The 15787-nt window shown below is 62.5% G+C and carries 16 protein-coding genes and 2 tRNA genes; 14 read left to right on the top strand and 4 right to left on the bottom strand.

All coding sequences use genetic code 11. From position 1 onward, the window contains the following. The first annotated feature begins 14 nt into the window (after positions 1-14). The 10 genes from F6X62_RS25685 to F6X62_RS16890 all read left to right on the top strand — a co-directional run bounded on the left by F6X62_RS25685 (position 15) and on the right by F6X62_RS16890 (position 8115). Positions 15-899: a methyl-accepting chemotaxis protein gene (locus F6X62_RS25685; RefSeq protein ID WP_371926319.1), complete on the top strand. Its 885-nt coding sequence runs from the start codon at positions 15-17 to the stop codon at positions 897-899. A gap of 257 nt (positions 900-1156) precedes the next feature. Further along, on the top strand, positions 1157-1867 hold the full coding sequence (locus F6X62_RS16930) for an autoinducer binding domain-containing protein (RefSeq protein WP_063546400.1): 711 nt from the start codon (positions 1157-1159) through the stop codon (positions 1865-1867). Between the two features lie 112 nt (positions 1868-1979). Further along, positions 1980-2600 (top strand): acyl-homoserine-lactone synthase, encoded by a 621-nt coding sequence (locus F6X62_RS16925; RefSeq protein WP_153774207.1) that lies wholly within the window; start codon positions 1980-1982, stop codon positions 2598-2600. Between the two features lie 47 nt (positions 2601-2647). After that, positions 2648-3244 carry an NAD(P)H-dependent oxidoreductase gene (locus tag F6X62_RS16920; RefSeq protein ID WP_054893190.1) on the top strand — a complete coding sequence of 199 codons (597 nt, stop codon included), beginning with the start codon at positions 2648-2650 and terminating at the stop codon, positions 3242-3244. A 16-nt stretch (positions 3245-3260) separates the two neighbouring features. Next, positions 3261-3782, top strand: coding sequence for a DUF2867 domain-containing protein (locus F6X62_RS16915; protein ID WP_065864015.1), 522 nt, complete (start codon positions 3261-3263; stop codon positions 3780-3782). Between the two features lie 9 nt (positions 3783-3791). Then, positions 3792-5006: an AfsA-related hotdog domain-containing protein gene (locus tag F6X62_RS16910; protein ID WP_153774206.1), complete on the top strand. Its 1215-nt coding sequence runs from the start codon at positions 3792-3794 to the stop codon at positions 5004-5006. Positions 5007-5011: 5 nt separating this feature from the next. Next, positions 5012-6151, top strand: coding sequence for an NADH:flavin oxidoreductase (locus tag F6X62_RS16905; protein WP_153774205.1), 1140 nt, complete (start codon positions 5012-5014; stop codon positions 6149-6151). A gap of 11 nt (positions 6152-6162) precedes the next feature. Beyond that, the gene (locus F6X62_RS16900) at positions 6163-6936 is read left to right on the top strand and encodes an SDR family NAD(P)-dependent oxidoreductase (protein ID WP_153774204.1); all 774 of its coding nucleotides are present in this window, start codon (positions 6163-6165) and stop codon (positions 6934-6936) included. 7 nt (positions 6937-6943) lie between these two features. Next, positions 6944-7687: an SDR family oxidoreductase gene (locus tag F6X62_RS16895; protein ID WP_178117561.1), complete on the top strand. Its 744-nt coding sequence runs from the start codon at positions 6944-6946 to the stop codon at positions 7685-7687. Further along, complete coding sequence (locus F6X62_RS16890; RefSeq protein WP_153774202.1) at positions 7684-8115, top strand: hypothetical protein; 432 nt, start codon at positions 7684-7686, stop codon at positions 8113-8115. Before F6X62_RS16895 ends, F6X62_RS16890 begins: the two co-directional genes overlap by 4 nt. 38 nt (positions 8116-8153) lie before the next feature. Here F6X62_RS16890 and F6X62_RS16885 read toward each other — a convergent pair whose 3' ends face one another. From F6X62_RS16885 to F6X62_RS16870, 4 genes are all read right to left on the bottom strand, one after another. Next, the gene (locus F6X62_RS16885; protein ID WP_153774201.1) at positions 8154-9719 is read right to left on the bottom strand and encodes an iron ABC transporter permease; all 1566 of its coding nucleotides are present in this window, start codon (positions 9717-9719) and stop codon (positions 8154-8156) included. Next, on the bottom strand, positions 9719-10732 hold the full coding sequence (locus F6X62_RS16880; protein ID WP_153774200.1) for an extracellular solute-binding protein: 1014 nt from the start codon (positions 10730-10732) through the stop codon (positions 9719-9721). The genes F6X62_RS16885 and F6X62_RS16880 overlap by 1 nt, the downstream gene beginning before the upstream one ends. A 168-nt stretch (positions 10733-10900) precedes the next feature. After that, positions 10901-10987 (bottom strand) — tRNA-Leu (locus tag F6X62_RS16875). An 81-nt stretch (positions 10988-11068) separates the two neighbouring features. Further along, positions 11069-11155, bottom strand: a tRNA-Leu gene (locus tag F6X62_RS16870). Between the two features lie 273 nt (positions 11156-11428). Between F6X62_RS16870 and rnr the strand changes: the two genes are divergently transcribed. The 4 genes from rnr (at position 11429) to rpsR (ending at position 15758) form a co-directional block, all read left to right on the top strand. Next, positions 11429-14029 (top strand): ribonuclease R, encoded by a 2601-nt coding sequence (rnr, locus tag F6X62_RS16865; protein ID WP_054893198.1) that lies wholly within the window; start codon positions 11429-11431, stop codon positions 14027-14029. Then, positions 14026-14772, top strand: a complete 747-nt coding sequence (gene rlmB / locus F6X62_RS16860; RefSeq protein WP_063546384.1) for a 23S rRNA (guanosine(2251)-2'-O)-methyltransferase RlmB — start codon at positions 14026-14028, stop codon at positions 14770-14772. The genes rnr and rlmB overlap by 4 nt, the downstream gene beginning before the upstream one ends. A 301-nt stretch (positions 14773-15073) precedes the next feature. Beyond that, complete coding sequence (rpsF, locus tag F6X62_RS16855; RefSeq protein ID WP_029612766.1) at positions 15074-15499, top strand: 30S ribosomal protein S6; 426 nt, start codon at positions 15074-15076, stop codon at positions 15497-15499. Positions 15500-15527: 28 nt separating this feature from the next. Further along, positions 15528-15758: a 30S ribosomal protein S18 gene (gene rpsR / locus F6X62_RS16850; RefSeq protein ID WP_003249563.1), complete on the top strand. Its 231-nt coding sequence runs from the start codon at positions 15528-15530 to the stop codon at positions 15756-15758. Positions 15759-15787: the final 29 nt, after the last annotated feature.

Raw genomic sequence — 15787 nt, 5'->3', positions numbered from 1 at the left:
ACGAGATCGGCGACATGGCGTCGGCGGTCAACCGCTTCGTCGACAAGCTTCAGCCGATCGTTCGCGAAGCCGGTGAAGTGGCCCAGCGTACCGGGGTGGAAATCGGCACCATGGCCCAGCGCAATGCGGGGGCCGATGCAGCGGCAGCGTTGCAGCGCGACGAGGTGGCGGCGAGTCTGCGCGACCTGTCGAGCATGGCCGACGAGGCTCAGGCCGAGAGCCACGCCATGCAGGCGGCGTTGCAGCAGGTCGTGGATATCCGCCAGGCTACCGACGAGAACAGTCGCGCCTCGACCCAGCTGGCCAAGCTGATCGAGAAGCTGGCGGGGGAAGTGGAAAGCGGCTCGCAGGTCATCGAGCGCCTCGCCAAGCAGAGCGAGCAGATCGAAGTGGTGCTGACCGTGATCCACGGCATTGCCGAGCAGACCAACCTGCTTGCGCTCAACGCGGCGATCGAGGCGGCGCGTGCCGGTGAGACAGGGCGCGGTTTTGCAGTGGTAGCCGATGAAGTGCGGGCTCTGGCAAGCAAGACGCAGAGCTCCACCGGCGATATCCAGGCGCATATCGTTGCCTTGCAACAGGGGGCGAAAGAGGCTGTGGCCACCATCGGCCAGGCGGGGCGCCAGGCCAGCGAAGGGCTGCTGGTGTTGCGTGATAACGAACGCCGCCAGCAGTCGGTGCAGGCGGCGGTGGAGCAGGTGCATGCCGCCATCGGCCTGGCGACTCGCGCCGCCGAGCAGCAGGCCAACGGCGCCCAGGCGGTGCGGGGGCGGGTCGAGAATATCCACGCGCAGGCAGAGCGCTCGGCCGAAGTGGTGATGCAGACCACGGCCAGCAGCAAGGTGCTGGATGATCTGGCGGCCCAGTTGAGGGCGAGTCTGGGGCAGTTCAGGGCTTGAGCAGGCGTCAATCCAGATAGGCAGGAGATATCGGTGAATCGCCCGGGGGCGCCAGCATTTTTGTAACGCTGTGCTTGTATCATCAGCGCCAAGGTGCCGAACCGACCAGGCTGGCCACGGGATAAATACCGCGCGGTAGTATTCGTTAACGTTGTGGCGAATTGATATCGCTCAATGTCCGGCTGTTGCAGCTCCGCTAGGCTCGCACCTTCAGGGGGGCGGCTGCAGCAGCTTCACATTCATGGAGAGAATAATAAATGCAATGGATGGGCGACATGCTGGCGGCGGTTTATGACGCGCGCGATACGCAAACGTTGTTGGAAGAGGTCAAGGCAGCGGCGCGCCGTCTGGGCTTCGATTACTGTGCTTATGGCCTGCGCACGCCGCTGCCTGTCACCAAGCCGCGGATCGTCATGCTCAGCAACTACAGCCGGTCATGGTGTGATCATTACCATGCCAATGGGTACCTGCTCCTTGACCCGACGGTCCGCCACTGTCAGCGCTCGATGCAGCCAGTGGTCTGGGGCGACGAAATATTCGCCGACGCTCCGCAGTTGTGGGATGAGGCACGGCAGGCCGGTCTTCGCCACGGTTGGGCGCAATCGTGTCTGGAGGGGAGCAAGGGCGGGGGTATGCTGACCCTGGCGCGCTCCGGCGAAGGGATCGGCGCATGTGAGTTGCGTGCCCATGAGACGCGGATGCGCTGGCTGGCGAATGTCGCCCACCAAGGCTTCTCGCGGCTGCTCTCGGACTCCTGGCAACCGCAGCCGCAGTCCCCGCTTTCCGAACGTGAGCGCGAAGTGCTGCGTTGGGCTGCCGATGGCAAGACGCTCAACGAGGTTGCCGACATCCTCACCTTGTCGATTGAAACGGTGAAATTCCACACCCGCAATGCCGGCGCCAAACTGGGCGCTGCGAATCGTACGGCAGCGGTAGCGCGGGCGGCGCTTCTGGGGTTGCTGGCCTAGCGCGAACGGCCTGCGCTTATGTGCAGAAGTACCCTGCCAAATAGTGCAGTTTTGCTATCACCCTACTTCGAGTCGAATACGCGTCCTTTCCACATTGGCCGGAGGACGCGAGATGGAAATCGTCGTTGGAACACAGCAGGAGCTGGGGCAGGCGCGCTTGCTGCGGATGGACCGTTATCGTTATCGGGTATTCGTCGACACCCTGGGGTGGGAGCTAGCGTGTGATCCAGGTCGCGAGCGTGATCAGTTCGACCATGACGAGACGCTCTATGTGCTTGCCTTCAATGATCAGGAGCAGGTCATAGGCACGGCGCGCGTGCTGCCAACCAACCAACGCTACCTGCTTGCAGAGGTATTCCCGCAGTTGATGGGCGATCAGACACTGCCATGTGATTCGCGGATCTGGGAGCTGTCGCGTTTCTCCGCCATGGATTTTGGTCTGGCCGGGCGGACCTCTGGCGGCCAATTTTCTTCCGTCGTCGCCACGCAGTTGCTGGATGCCGTGTTGCGCTGTGCGGCCGCTCGGGGCGTGCGGCAGTTGATCACCGTGTCGCCACTAGGCATCGAGCGATTGCTGCGCCGTGCAGGCTATCGCGCCCGTCGAGCCGCGGCGCCGGTGCGCGTGGGCGACCATTGGCTATTCGCTTGCTGGATCGACGTCCCGACCCAGGCCTGCACAATTGGGGAGGTTACAGATGCCGCGGACTATCGTTCAATCCACCGCGCCGCATGACCCCCCCTGGCTGCGGCCTGGACACCATCACTTGAAAGGACTTCTCCATGGATAACATTCTGGTCGTAATCGGTCATCCTGACTTGAGCAGCTCGCGGGCCAATGCCGCCATCGTCGAAGCCCTGCAAGGTAGCAATGTCACGCTGCACCCTCTGTCGGCCGCACTGGGCAGCAATGGCTTCGACATTGCCGCCGAGCAGAAGCTGCTGTGTGCCCACGAACGCATCGTGCTGCTGTTCCCGCTGTACTGGTACTCGTGCCCGGCGTTGATGAAGCGCTGGATCGACGATGTCTTCACGCCCGGTTTTGCCTATGCGCGCGGTGGTGACAAGCTGCAGGACAAGGAGTTTCTGATCGTCACCACCGTCGGGGCGCCAGCGTCCGGCTACCGTGCGGGCGGGTTCAACCGTTTCACGCTGGACGAGCTTCTGCGACCGCTGCAGCAGACCGTCGCCTACGTGAAAGGTCATTACCTGCCGCCGATTCCGTTGTTCGAGTCGGTGTTCATCGCCGATGAGCCGCTGGACGAGTCTGCGCGTGAAATCGCGGGCTTGATCACCAGCCGCCAGGAGTCACCCGACGAGGCCTACGAGAAGCTGCTGCTCAAGGCCGAATTGGCTGCCATCGCCCTGCTCCAGCAATGACAGGGGCGTGCAGATGATGCCCGCGGCCCTGATTTGCGCCCCCAAGGATGTTCGCCTGGTCGCCGAGCTTGCGCAGCTGGATTTCCTGCACTGCGCTGCGGTGCGCATCGGCGGGCGCGTCACGGCCCTGCAGGCTTACTGCGCGATGACTGCGCATATCCCGGCGTGGCTCTCTACGGCTTTTCGCCTTCGTGACTTCGTTTCCCGCCGGTTCCGTGTGGCCGACATCCATGGTTTCACACCCCGAACGGCCGAGCGGGAACCTGCGGTGGGCGAGCGCCTCGACTTCTTCACGGTGGAGGCGATCGATGCGCATCGGCTGGTGCTCACTTCGCGCGATACGCACTTGGCGGTCATGGTCTGCCTCGATCTCACGCCCGCAGGCGAGGGCGTGCAGCGCTTGAGCGTGACGACCTCCGTCCAGCGGTACAACGCCTTCGGAAGGCTTTACATGATCCCGGTCGGCCCTGCTCACGGCCCCATCGTCAAGCGCATGCTGAAGAACGCTGTGCTCGCCTTCCCCGTCGAACCCTATTAGGTAATCAACATGGAACGTCAGTTACCCCTGACTCCACAGGTCTTGCACAAAGGGACTGTGGACGACGTACTGCTCTGCGGATTTCAGGATCTTCTGCCGGCTCGTCTGACCGTCGAAGAGACCAACTTCCTGCTCGAACATCTCGATGAGCGCGGGTGTGCTGCGTTGGGCGTCCTGTATCGCGACGACGCTCAAGGTGGCCGGGTGCTTGCCAGCATTCCCACCACACTCGGGCAGGAAGACTTCGACTCCCTCGACAGTTTCGAAATGAATGCCCAGGCCTACTATGCCTTGCACGAGGGGGGCTACCGACTGTCCGCTGCGTGGCTACCGCGTCAGGTCGAGTGCTACCTGCAGAGGCGTTTCGGGTTGCCGGCAGCAGATCCGGCGTTGGTCACTCAATTGGCCGACACGCTGCACGCGCTGCCGGGTTGGACACGTGCCAACCTGTCGTCGTACGGCCTGATGAACGACACCAACAACTACTTTTTCTACAACAAGCCCCATGAGCACGTGCCTGGCCTGATGCTGATCGAAGTGGCTCGTCAGGCGATGTACCACTATTTCTATAGCCATTCGGGTTACCGGCGCGGTGAAATCTCGATCTCGATCGAAGACTTGTCCGTCTCCTTCAATAACTACACCGAGTCCACCTATGCGGTGGAGGTTGTGGTCCAGCACAGCGCTGGCGAGAAGCGCGCCCTGCCCCGGACGGTGGACAAGACCGCGATGTTCTTCCAGAACGGTAATCTGGTCACCACGCTGCGCCTGCGTGGCAGTGCGATCAAGATGCCGCTGTTCAAGCGCATGCGCACGGTCAACTTTCCGGAGAGCCACTGGTTCGCCCCCTCCAACCGCGTGTTGCCGCAGGTTTTGTTGCACACGGCGCGCGGCACGGCAGTCGAGGGGTTGCTCGAGCATGTTTCACTGCGGGCGGTGAGGTTTCGCATGGAGGAAAATGCGCAGGCCCATGAGGTGGTGCAACTGTCCATCTATGTGCGGGACATGGGTTTTCTGAGCTTTCCGATCGTCGAGTGCCGACCTTCACAACAGGCCGCGGTGCAACTGGCCGTATTCGCCAAGCTTGATCGCGCCACGCTGTCGACGCTCAAGGAAGTCATCAAGTGCCACTGCTTCCACGAGCCCTTGCAGGAGCTGTCGGTGGCTGCCCTGGCAAGCAATGATGCCCAGGGCGCGCCTTGCAATGATCGGCAGAGCGGGTAACCGGCGTGGCCTCGGGATACCCGCTGACGCGCCAGTCCATCACCCTCGGACGACACCTGAACCTGAAGAACCGTGTGTACTTCGCACCCATGGGTATCGATCTGGGTCGTGAAGGTTGCCTGACGCCGCAGATGCTGACCTTCTACAAGGGCATCATCGATGGAGGTTGCGCCATGGTGGTATTGGCCAACTCCGCAGTCGATGCATCCACACGGCTGCACGAGGGAGGGTTGTGCCTGTACGAGCAGCGTCACGTCCACCACTTGGCGCCGCTGATCGACTACGGGCGGGAAAATGCCTGCCCTGTGGTCGTGCAATTGCAGCACTACGGCAGCCAGGGCGATCTGGTTCGCAGTGGCGGAGTTCTACTGGCGCCCAGCCGGGCAGTGGGTAGTCGAAGTCGTCGCGGCACGAGGGTCATGACTCACGAGGATGCCCGCAGCGTCTGTGCCCAGTTCGCCCATGCAGCACGTCTGGCGCAGCAAGCCGGCGCCCGCATGGTGCAATTGCAGGCCTCCAATGGCTACCTGTTGAGCAGCTTTCTCTCGCCCTACAGCAACCGGCGAACGGATCGCTACGGCGGCTCGCCATTGCGCCGGGCCCGCCTGCTGCTGGAGGTCATGGACGCGATCGTGGAGGCAACCCAGGGCGGCATCGACATTTCCGTGCGTCTGGGGATCGATGATTGCCTGGGTGACAAGGGGCAGCAACCGGCCCTGCTCGAGCAGGTGGTGCCTGCGCTGGAGCGTGCAGGCGTGGCGGCCTTGATGTGTTCGGCGGCAATCAAGGAAACGTTCCATTACATGCTGCGCGCCGATCCGCGCGTGCACGCCATGCTGGTGCATGGCGTGAAGCACATCCGCGAACTGACGTCGCTCCCGGTCGGCTTTGCCGGCTTCACTGGCTCGCTGGCCCAGGCCGAAGCCTTGCTCGAGCTGGGCGTCACTGACCTGGTGGGCATGAGTCGTGCCCTGTTCGCTGACAACGACCTGGTGAACAAGTCGTTGCAGGGCAAGCCGGGAAGTGTTCATGCCTGTCGATTCGAGGGCAACTGTTTCCGTGACAAGAGCAATCCCCAGCTGGATCGCGTGTACTGCTGCGTCAATGACCGGTACAAGCGGCCAGCCTCTATTCGATATGACTAAGGAGAGTCCAGATGCAGTTTCAGGGAAAGACCATCGTTGTCACCGGTGGCAGCAGTGGTATCGGCCTGAGCATTGCCCGGCGGCTGAGCGAGGAGGGGGCGCGCGTCGTTGTGCTTGGGCGCAGCCTGGAGAAGGGGCGTTCGGCGCTTGAGCAACTGGGCGCGCAGGCCAGTTTCATCCCGTGCGATGTAGCTGAGCCTGGCGCGGTGCGCGATGCCTTCGCCGAGATCGAGGCGCGTTTCGGCGGACTCGACCATGCCGTCAATGCCGCGGGTATCACTGCACCGTATGCGCAGGTCGCCGACCTTCAGGTACACGACTGGGAGCGGGTCGTGCGTATCAATCTGAACGGCCCGTTGTATTGCCTGCAACATGAGTTGCGGTTGATCGCCAGGAAGGCAGGCGGCTCGATCGTCAATCTGTCCTCCTGCGCGGGGGTGATGGCCATGCCCAACCAGGCTGCTTATGTGGCGAGCAAGGCAGGGCTCAACGCCCTGACCCAAGTGGTGGCGATGGAGAATGCCTGCGACCGCGATGGGCGCCATGCAGTGCGTGTCAATGCGGTAGCGCCAGGGCCGATTCTTGGCGGGATGAACTCTCCGGAGCGGCTGGCGGCCAATCCTGCGGGCACCGAGCGCAAGATCAACGCTACGGTCATGAAGCGCTTTGGCGAGGCAGGCGAGGTGGCTGCTGCAGTGTTGTTCCTGCTTGGCGACGGCGCCAGCTACATGACTGGCAGCGTGTTGAGCGTCGATGGCGGCTATCACATCGGCAAATTCGAGTGAGGCACTGATGGCTCACATATTCATTACGGGCGTCAGTTCGGGCATCGGGCTGGCACTGGCCAGGTTACACCTGGAGCGGGGCGATGAGGTCTGGGGTATTTCGCGACGGGTACCAACGGCGCTGCTGGAGCATCCACGCATGCACTTCCGGGCGCTGGATCTTTGTGCGGGCGAGGCTGTCCAGCCTGTTCTGCAGGCCTTCATCGGTGAGACGACATTCGAAACGGCCTACCTTAATGCCGGAACATTCGGCAGCGCGCCGGAGCTTGCGAGCAATACGCCAGTGGAATCCTTCCGCTCGGTGCTGGAGCTCAACCTGGTGGCGGTGAAATGGGTGCTTGACCTGCTGCTGTGCCGACAGGCCAAGGTTAGCCAGGTGGTGTTTTCGGCCTCGGTTTCAGGCATTCGTCAGCGCGCAGGCATGCTTTCCTACAGTGTCTCCAAGGCCGCCCTCAACGCCCTGGCCAAGGTCTACCAGCTGGAGAATCCGCAGGTGTTCTTTGCGGTCCTGGGGTTATGCAATGTCGCCACCACCGTGGCGCAAACCATCCTGCAGGCCGACGAGCGCTTTCCCGAACTGGTGGCCTTGCGAGAGCGCTCGACGCAACCGGGGTACATCGTCAGTGCGCAACAACGCGCCGCGCAAATCGTCGAACTGCTTGGTCGACGTCACGCGATCGCGCTGCAATCAGGACAATTCTACGAAGTCAGAGAGCTTCTCGAACGCATGCACATGGAGGTTTGCCAATGAATCAATCCCGTTACGCCAACATCGTCCGCATCGGCGCGATCTATGACATCGTCGCCACCCTGCCATTTGCCGTTCCACTGCTGAGTGCCTGGGCATTCCAGCTTTTTGCCGGGCTCGATGCCTGGCTTGGCCTGGGTACGTCCTTCAGTGTGCTCGACCCAACCTCGATGTTCTTCATCAATCTAGGCGCCCTGGCTTATGTCATCTGGGGTGTGGCGCGCCTGCGCGAACCTTCGGTGGCCAATGGTCGGCTCGATGCGCTGTTGCGTCTGTTGGTCGTCGGTCTGCAGGTGGTGGCTCTGAGCCAGGGAGCGACGCCGATCCTTTGGGGGCTGGCGGTGGTTCTTTCGGTTTTCGCGGTATTGCAGTTGCGCAGACCGAACCATGCCGTCAGTGCCGGACCGGAAAAACGCGCGCTGGGCTATTGAATGGCTGGGCCCGGGCTGCCTGCGCCCGGGCCTCGATGCTACGCCTTGTTCAGGTACATCCGTGTCGTCAGCAGGTATACCGGCAATCCCGATACCAGGATCAGCAGCGCCGCGTAGGGCGCGGCGGCGGCGAACTCGACATTGGCAGTGTGCGCCCAGACTTCCGTGGCCAGGGTAGTCATGCCGGTCGGGCTGAGCAGCAAGGTCGCGGTCAGCTCCTTCATGGCATCCAGGAACACCAGGGCGAAGGCCGCAGCCAGGGCCGGGAAGATGATCGGTAGCGTGACCCGGCAGAATGCCGCGAAGCTGCTGGCGCCCAGGGTGCGGGCGGCTTCCTCGAGCGTTGGCGAGGCCTTGTTCAGCGCTGTGCGCACTGGCGCCTGGGCCAGCGGCAGGAAGAGCAGGGCGTAGGCCAGGATCAGCAGCGCAGTGGTCTGGTAGAGCGCTGGCACGTAGTGCAGGGCGAAGAACACCAGGGTCAGAGCGATCACCAGGCCGGGAAGCGCATGCAGCAGGTAGGGCAGGCGTTCGGCCCAGATCGCCAGGCGGCCCTTATAGCGCACCACCAGGAAGCTGATCGGCAATGCCAGCACTACGCAGAAGCCAGCACCGCCCAGCGATACCGACAGGGAGGTCAGCAAGGCCTTGCCGATCGCCGCCGCCGGGAAGGCTGCCGACGAGCCGACACTCAGCCAATAGCCAAGCATGGCCAGCGGAATGCCGCTGCCCAGCACCGCCAGCCCGAGACAGAACAGCTGTGCTGGCAGGCTCCAGCCTTTGAGCCGCAAGGGCTGTGCCCGACGCGCCACGCCCTGGCCGATGCGCACGTGGCGGGCCTTGCCGCGCACGCGCAGTTCCAGCCAGAGCATCACCAGGCACAGTGCGAGCAGCACAGCCGAGAGCATTGCGGCGTTGGCGTTGCTGAACTCCAGTTCGAACTGCTGGTAGATCGCGGTGGTGAAGGTCTGCAGGCCGAGGATCGACAGTGCGCCGAACTCCACCAGCATGTGCAGGGCGATCAGCAGCGCGCCGCCGAGCATGGCGGGCCACAGCAGTGGCAGGGTGACCTTGAGGAACACGCCCCAGCGGCTGCAACCGAGGGTGCGCGCCGACTCCTCCAGCGAGGTGTCGAGGTTGCGCAAGGTTGCCGCCACCGGCAGGAACACCAGCGGATACTTCGACAGCGCCATGACCAGGATCGCCCCGCCGAGCCCTTCGAAGTCCGAGCTCAGCGACACCCAGGTAAAGCTGCTGACGAACGAAGGTACGGCAAACGGCAGGCACAGCACCACGCCCCACAGGCGGCGCCCGGGCAGGTCGCTGCGTTCGAGCAGCCAGGCCAGCGCCAGGCCGACCACCATGCACACCAGGGTGACCCCCACCATCAGCAGCAAGGTGTTGCGCAGCAACCCCCACACGAACGGGCGCCAGAGCAGGCGCAGGGCTTCATGCAAGCCGGCTTCCCAGGCCTTGATGGCGACATACAGCAGTGGCAGCAGGCTCATCGCCACCAGGAACAGCACAGGCAGCACCACCCACACGGAGGGGCGCTTGCGGCGTGGCACGAAGCGTACCAGGGCCGGATCGGGCGCGGCGGCAGTCATCAGAGCAGACCGACCTCACGTTCGAGCTCGATGGCTTCTTCGGCATTGCCAAGGTCGGCCGGGCTGATCTTCGGTGGACGCAGCTCTTCGAACGGCTTCAGGCCGCGGTCGGAGACCATACCTTTGTGCAGGGGATATTCGGCGGTGGTCTGGGTGATCACGCGCTGGCCTTCTTCGCTGGCCATCCAGTTGAGCAGTGCCTGGGCTTCCTTGGGATGCTTGCTGGCCTTGACGGCCGCAGCGCCGGAGATCGTCACCAGGTTGCCGGCGTCACCGTCGGCCAGGTAGTAGAGCTTGGAGTCGAGCTTGCCGCGCTCGCGCTCCAGGGCGTACCAGTAATAGTTGTTCACCAGCACGGCAGCGACTTCGCCTTTTTCCACCGCTTTGAGTGCAACCATGTTGTTGGTGTAGGTCTTGCCGAACGCTTTCAGGCCGGTCAGCCATTCTTCAGTGGCTTCGCGGCCGTGCATCTTGAGGATGGCGACGGCCTGCTCCTGGAAGGCGCCACTGGTCGGCACGTAACCGACGCGGCCATCCCAGTCGGGATCGGCAAAGTCCATCACGGTGGTGGGGAGGTCTTTCTCGTCGATCTTCTTCGGGTTGTAGACCACCACGCGGGTGCGCGCGGTCACGCCCATCCAGGTGCCGTTGGCGCCCACGTATTCCTTGGGCAGCATGTCCAGCGTGGCGTCGTCGATCTTCGCCAGCAGGCCCAGTTCGCCCAGGTTGTTCAGTGGCGGGGATTCTTCGGTGTAGATGATGTCGGCAGGCGAGCGCGCGCCTTCCTCGATGATCTGGCTGGCCAGCTGATTGCTGCTGCCCTTGCGGATATTGATGTGGATACCGGTCTTGGCCTCGTAGGCCTTGGCGATGGCTTCGCCGATTTCCTTGTGCTGGCCGTTGTACATGGTCAGCGTGACCGGTTCGTCTGCCAGGGCGGCCGGCGCGCCAATCACCAGGCCCAGGACAGCGGCGGCCAGGGTGCGCATCAGCAGTTTCGGGCGGATCGTCATGCGGGTACTTCCTCGCTTACGGCTACATATTTCGAAACAATGGTAAACGAAATCGTTTCTCATGTGGCCGTATGAAGGCAAATAGTCGAGGGGAGGCGGATGCGGGGCAGCGGGGGGCAAAAAACGCAGGCAAGAAAAAACCCACTAGCAAGCTAGTGGGTTTTTATATGGTGCCCAGGAGAAGACTCGAACTTCCACGACCGTTAAGTCACTGATACCTGAAACCAGCGCGTCTACCAATTCCGCCACCTGGGCAAAGCTTTTACATCTACTGCATGAAACTTGAATCGTGTTGCTGAATGACAGAAAAACCTGCTATCTATCACTCGAAATATTTGGTGCCCAGGAGAAGACTCGAACTTCCACGACCGTTAAGTCACTGATACCTGAAACCAGCGCGTCTACCAATTCCGCCACCTGGGCACACATTTTGTCGAGGTCACATGATGCTTTACATCAGGTTTCATCTCAACTACAACGTCGGCTGTCCGTCGTTGTGGTGCGCACTATACGGATGCCCCTGAGGGCTGTAAAGCCCCGGATCGAAAAAAATTTCAAAAAATTCAAGTTGTTGATTCCAGTGACCTAATGCCGCTGCCGGGGTGCCCCGCAGGGGCTGTCCAAGGCAAAGATTTCCGGTTTCAATACGCCTATGCCAGAATTCCTATCTATATACCCCAAGGTGAACCCCTTCTGATGGCCGATTGGCAATCCCTCGATCCCGAGGCCGCTCGCGAAGCGGAAAAATACGAGAATCCCATCCCCAGCCGTGAGCTGATCCTGCAGCGCCTTGCCGACCGTGGCGAACCCGCCGCGCGCGAGGAGCTGGCGGCAGAGTTCGGTCTGTACGAAGAAGACCAGATCGAAGCCCTGCGCCGCCGTCTGCGCGCGATGGAGCGTGATGGTCAGCTTATCTATACCCGGCGCGGCACCTATGCCCCGGTAGACAAGCTCGACCTGATCTGCGGCCGCGTCTCCGGCCACCGCGATGGCTTCGGCTTCCTGATCCCCGACGACGGCAGCGAAGACCTGTTCCTCAGCCCTGCGCAGATGCGCCTGGTGTTCGACGGCGACCGTGGCCTTGCCCGCGTGTCCGGTGTCGATCGCCGTGGCCGCCGCGAAGGCGTGCTGGTCGAGATCATCTCCCGCGCCCATGAAAGCGTGGTTGGCCGCTACTTCGAAGAAGGCGGCATCGGCTATGTGACCCCCGACAACCCGAAGATCCAGCAGGAAGTGCTGGTGACGGCGGGGCGCAACGGCGGCGCCAAGATCGGCCAGTTCGTCGAGATCAAGATCACCCACTGGCCGACCCCGCGGTTCCAGCCGCAAGGTGATGTGGTCGAGGTGATCGGTAACTACATGGCGCCGGGCATGGAGATCGACGTCGCCCTGCGCAGCTACGACATCCCCCACGTCTGGCCCAAGGACGTGATCAAGGAAGCGCGCAAGTTCCGCTCCGAAGTCGAAGAGAAGGACAAGGAAAAGCGCATCGACCTGCGCCATCTGCCGTTCGTCACCATCGACGGCGAGGACGCCCGCGACTTCGACGACGCCGTCTATTGCGAGCCGCTGGGCAAGCTGCGCCTGTTCTCCGGCGGCTGGCGCCTGTACGTGGCGATCGCCGACGTTTCCAGTTACGTGCGCCTGGGCTCGGCCCTGGACGTCGAGGCCCAGCAGCGTGGCAACTCGGTGTACTTCCCCGAGCGTGTGATTCCGATGCTGCCCGAGGAACTCTCCAACGGTCTGTGCTCGCTGAATCCGCATGTCGATCGCCTGGCCATGGTCTGCGAGATGACCATCAACAAGGCCGGCCAGATGGTCGACTACCAGTTCTACGAAGGCGTGATCCACTCTCATGCGCGTCTGACCTACAACAAGGTCAGCAGCATGCTCGAGCACTCCCGCACCCGCGAGGGCAAGGCCCTGCGCGAGGAGTACAGCGCGGTACTGCCGGACCTCAAGCACCTCTACGCGCTGTACAAGGTGCTGGTCGATGCCCGTCATACCCGTGGTGCGATCGACTTCGAAACCCAGGAAACCCGGATCATCTTCGGCGAAGACCGCAAGATCGACGAAATTCGTCCGACCGTGCGCAACGACGCCCACAAGCTGATCGAGGAATGCATGCTGGCGGCCAACGTCGCCACTGCCGAGTTCCTGCAGAAGCACAACGTGCCGTCTCTGTACCGCGTGCACGATGGGCCGCCACCGGAGCGCCTGGAAAAACTGCGCGCCTTCCTCGGTGAACTGGGTCTGTCGCTGCACAAGGGCAAGGACCCCTCGCCGAAGGACTACCAGGCCCTGCTGGCGAGCATCGCCGGGCGCCCGGACTTCCACCTGATCCAGACCGTCATGCTGCGCTCGCTGAGTCAGGCGGTGTACAGCACCGAGAACAATGGCCACTTCGGCCTGAACTACGAGGCGTACACCCACTTCACCTCGCCGATCCGTCGTTACCCGGACCTGTTGGTGCACCGCGCCATCCGCAGCGTGATCCGCTCGAAGATCGACACCCCGCACGTCAAGCGCGCCGGTGCGATGAGCATTCCCAAGGCGCGGATCTACCCGTACGACGAGAACAGCCTCGAGCAGATGGGCGAGCAGTGCTCGATGACCGAGCGCCGCGCCGATGAAGCCACCCGCGACGTGGTCAACTGGCTCAAGTGCGAATACATGCGCGACCGCGTGGGTGAGACTTTCCCAGGCGTGATCACCGCAGTGACCGGCTTCGGCCTGTTCATCGAGTTGACCGACATCTATGTCGAAGGCCTGGTGCACGTCAGTGCGCTCCCGGGCGATTACTACCACTTCGATCCTGTGCACCACCGCCTGGCCGGTGAGCGTACCGGTCGCAGCTTCCGCCTGGGCGACACCATCGAAGTGAAGGTGATGCGCGTCGACCTCGAGCAGCGCAAGATCGACTTCGAACTTTCCGAGGCCGCGATCAAGGCACCGGGCGGCCGCAAGCCGCGTAGCGAATCGGCTGACGCCGGCAAGCCTGCGACCACCAAGGGTGCGGCCAAGTCCGAGCCGGCAGCGGCCACCGAGGCGAGGATCTCGCCCAAGCCGCGCAGCCGCAAGAGCGAAGCTTCTGAAGCCTACTTCCCGAAAGACGCCGTGCAGCGTAACGCCGAAGTGCGCAAGAGCCGCGAGATGAAGAAGGCGCTGATGGGGGATGCGCGGCAGCACACCAGCAGCAAGGCCGAGAAGGGCAGCAAGGCTGCGGGCAAGACCAAGCATCGCAAAGGCCCGTCGAAGTCCGGCGCGCCACGTAAGGGCAAGAGCGGCAAGTCATGAGTCAGCTGGAAAAAATCTACGGCGTACATGCCGTGCAGGCGTTGCTGCAGCACCATCCCAAGCGGGTCAAGCAGATCTGGTTGTCGGAAGGGCGGAGCGAGCCGCGTCTTCAGGCGCTGCTGGCGCTGGCTGCAGAAAACCGCGTTGCGGTCGGCCAGGCCGAGCGCCGTGAGCTGGACGCCTGGGTCGAGGGCGTGCACCAGGGTGTGGTCGCCGAGGTGAGCCCAAGCCAGGTGTGGGGCGAGGCGATGCTCGAGGAGTTGCTCGAGCGCACCGAGACGCCGCCGCTGATCCTGGTGCTCGACGGTGTCACCGACCCGCACAACCTCGGCGCCTGCCTGCGTACCGCCGATGCTGCGGGCGCAACTGCCGTGGTGATTCCCAAGGACAAGTCGGCCACGCTCACAGGCGTGGTGCGCAAGGTCGCCTGTGGCGCTGCCGAGGTGATCCCGCTGGTGGCCGTGACCAACCTGGCGCGCACCCTGGAGAAACTCCAGCAGCGCGGCCTGTGGGTGGTCGGCACTGCTGGCGAAGCGGAGCAGGAGATCTACCAGCAGGACCTCACCGGTCCGCTGGTGATGATCATGGGCGCAGAAGGCAAGGGCATGCGCCGCCTGACCCGTGAGCATTGCGACTTCCTGGTGAAGCTGCCGATGGCTGGTAGTGTCAGCAGTCTGAACGTCTCGGTGGCGACCGGGGTGTGTCTGTTCGAGGCGGTGAGGCAGCGTCAGGCCAAGCGTTGAGGGCCTGAAGCGGCGGCGTTCCTTTCGCGGGCAAGCCCGCTCCCACGGGGCCTGTGCAGGTCTGTAGGAGCGGGCTTGCCCGCGAAAGAGTCACCGCCGCTCTCACATACCCCATCAATATGTTTCCGACTGTTCAAATAATCGCCAATCACCTTGCTTGTCCAACCCGCCTTCTCTACAATTGCGCCCCTTGCCGAGCTGGCGGGTGCGCATGTGCCTTCACTCAAGCAAGACATACAGTGTCATTCACTCCTTGTCTGACCAGATTCGCTGGCAGACTACTAACCCGTAAGGAGCATTCATGCGTCATTACGAAATCATCTTCCTGGTTCACCCGGACCAGAGCGAGCAAGTCGGCGGCATGGTCGAGCGTTACACCAAGCTGATCGAAGAAGATGGTGGCAAGATCCACCGCCTGGAAGACTGGGGCCGTCGTCAACTGGCCTACGCAATCAACAATGTTCACAAGGCTCACTACGTGATGCTGAACGTTGAGTGCACCGGCAAGGCCCTGGCCGAGCTGGAAGACAACTTCCGCTACAACGATGCCGTTATCCGTAACCTGGTCATCCGTCGCGACGAAGCCGTTACCGGTCAGTCCGAGATGCTGAAGGCTGAAGAGAACCGCAGCGAGCGCCGTGAGCGTCGCGAGCGTCCTGAGCATGCTGACTCCGCCGATGGCGACGACAGCAATGACAGCGACTCCAGCGATAACGCTGACGAGTAATCCACGGACCTTTAGAGGAGCCTATTAAATGGCACGTTTCTTCCGTCGTCGTAAATTCTGCCGCTTCACTGCTGAAGACGTGAAAGAGATCGACTTCAAAGATCTCAACACCCTGAAAGCTTACGTATCCGAAACCGGCAAGATCGTTCCAAGCCGTATCACTGGTACCAAAGCTCGTTATCAGCGTCAGCTGGCTACCGCTATCAAGCGCGCCCGCTTCCTGGCCCTGCTGCCCTACACCGACAGCCACGGCCGCTGAGACCGGGTCGTCGACAAGTAGTAAGGGAT

This window comes from Pseudomonas sp. MNR3A (assembly GCF_009650575.1).
In the GTDB taxonomy this organism is placed as follows: domain Bacteria; phylum Pseudomonadota; class Gammaproteobacteria; order Pseudomonadales; family Pseudomonadaceae; genus Aquipseudomonas; species Aquipseudomonas machongensis.
Note: the sequence above shows the minus strand (reverse complement) of the source record. Positions and strands in the feature narration are given on the sequence as shown.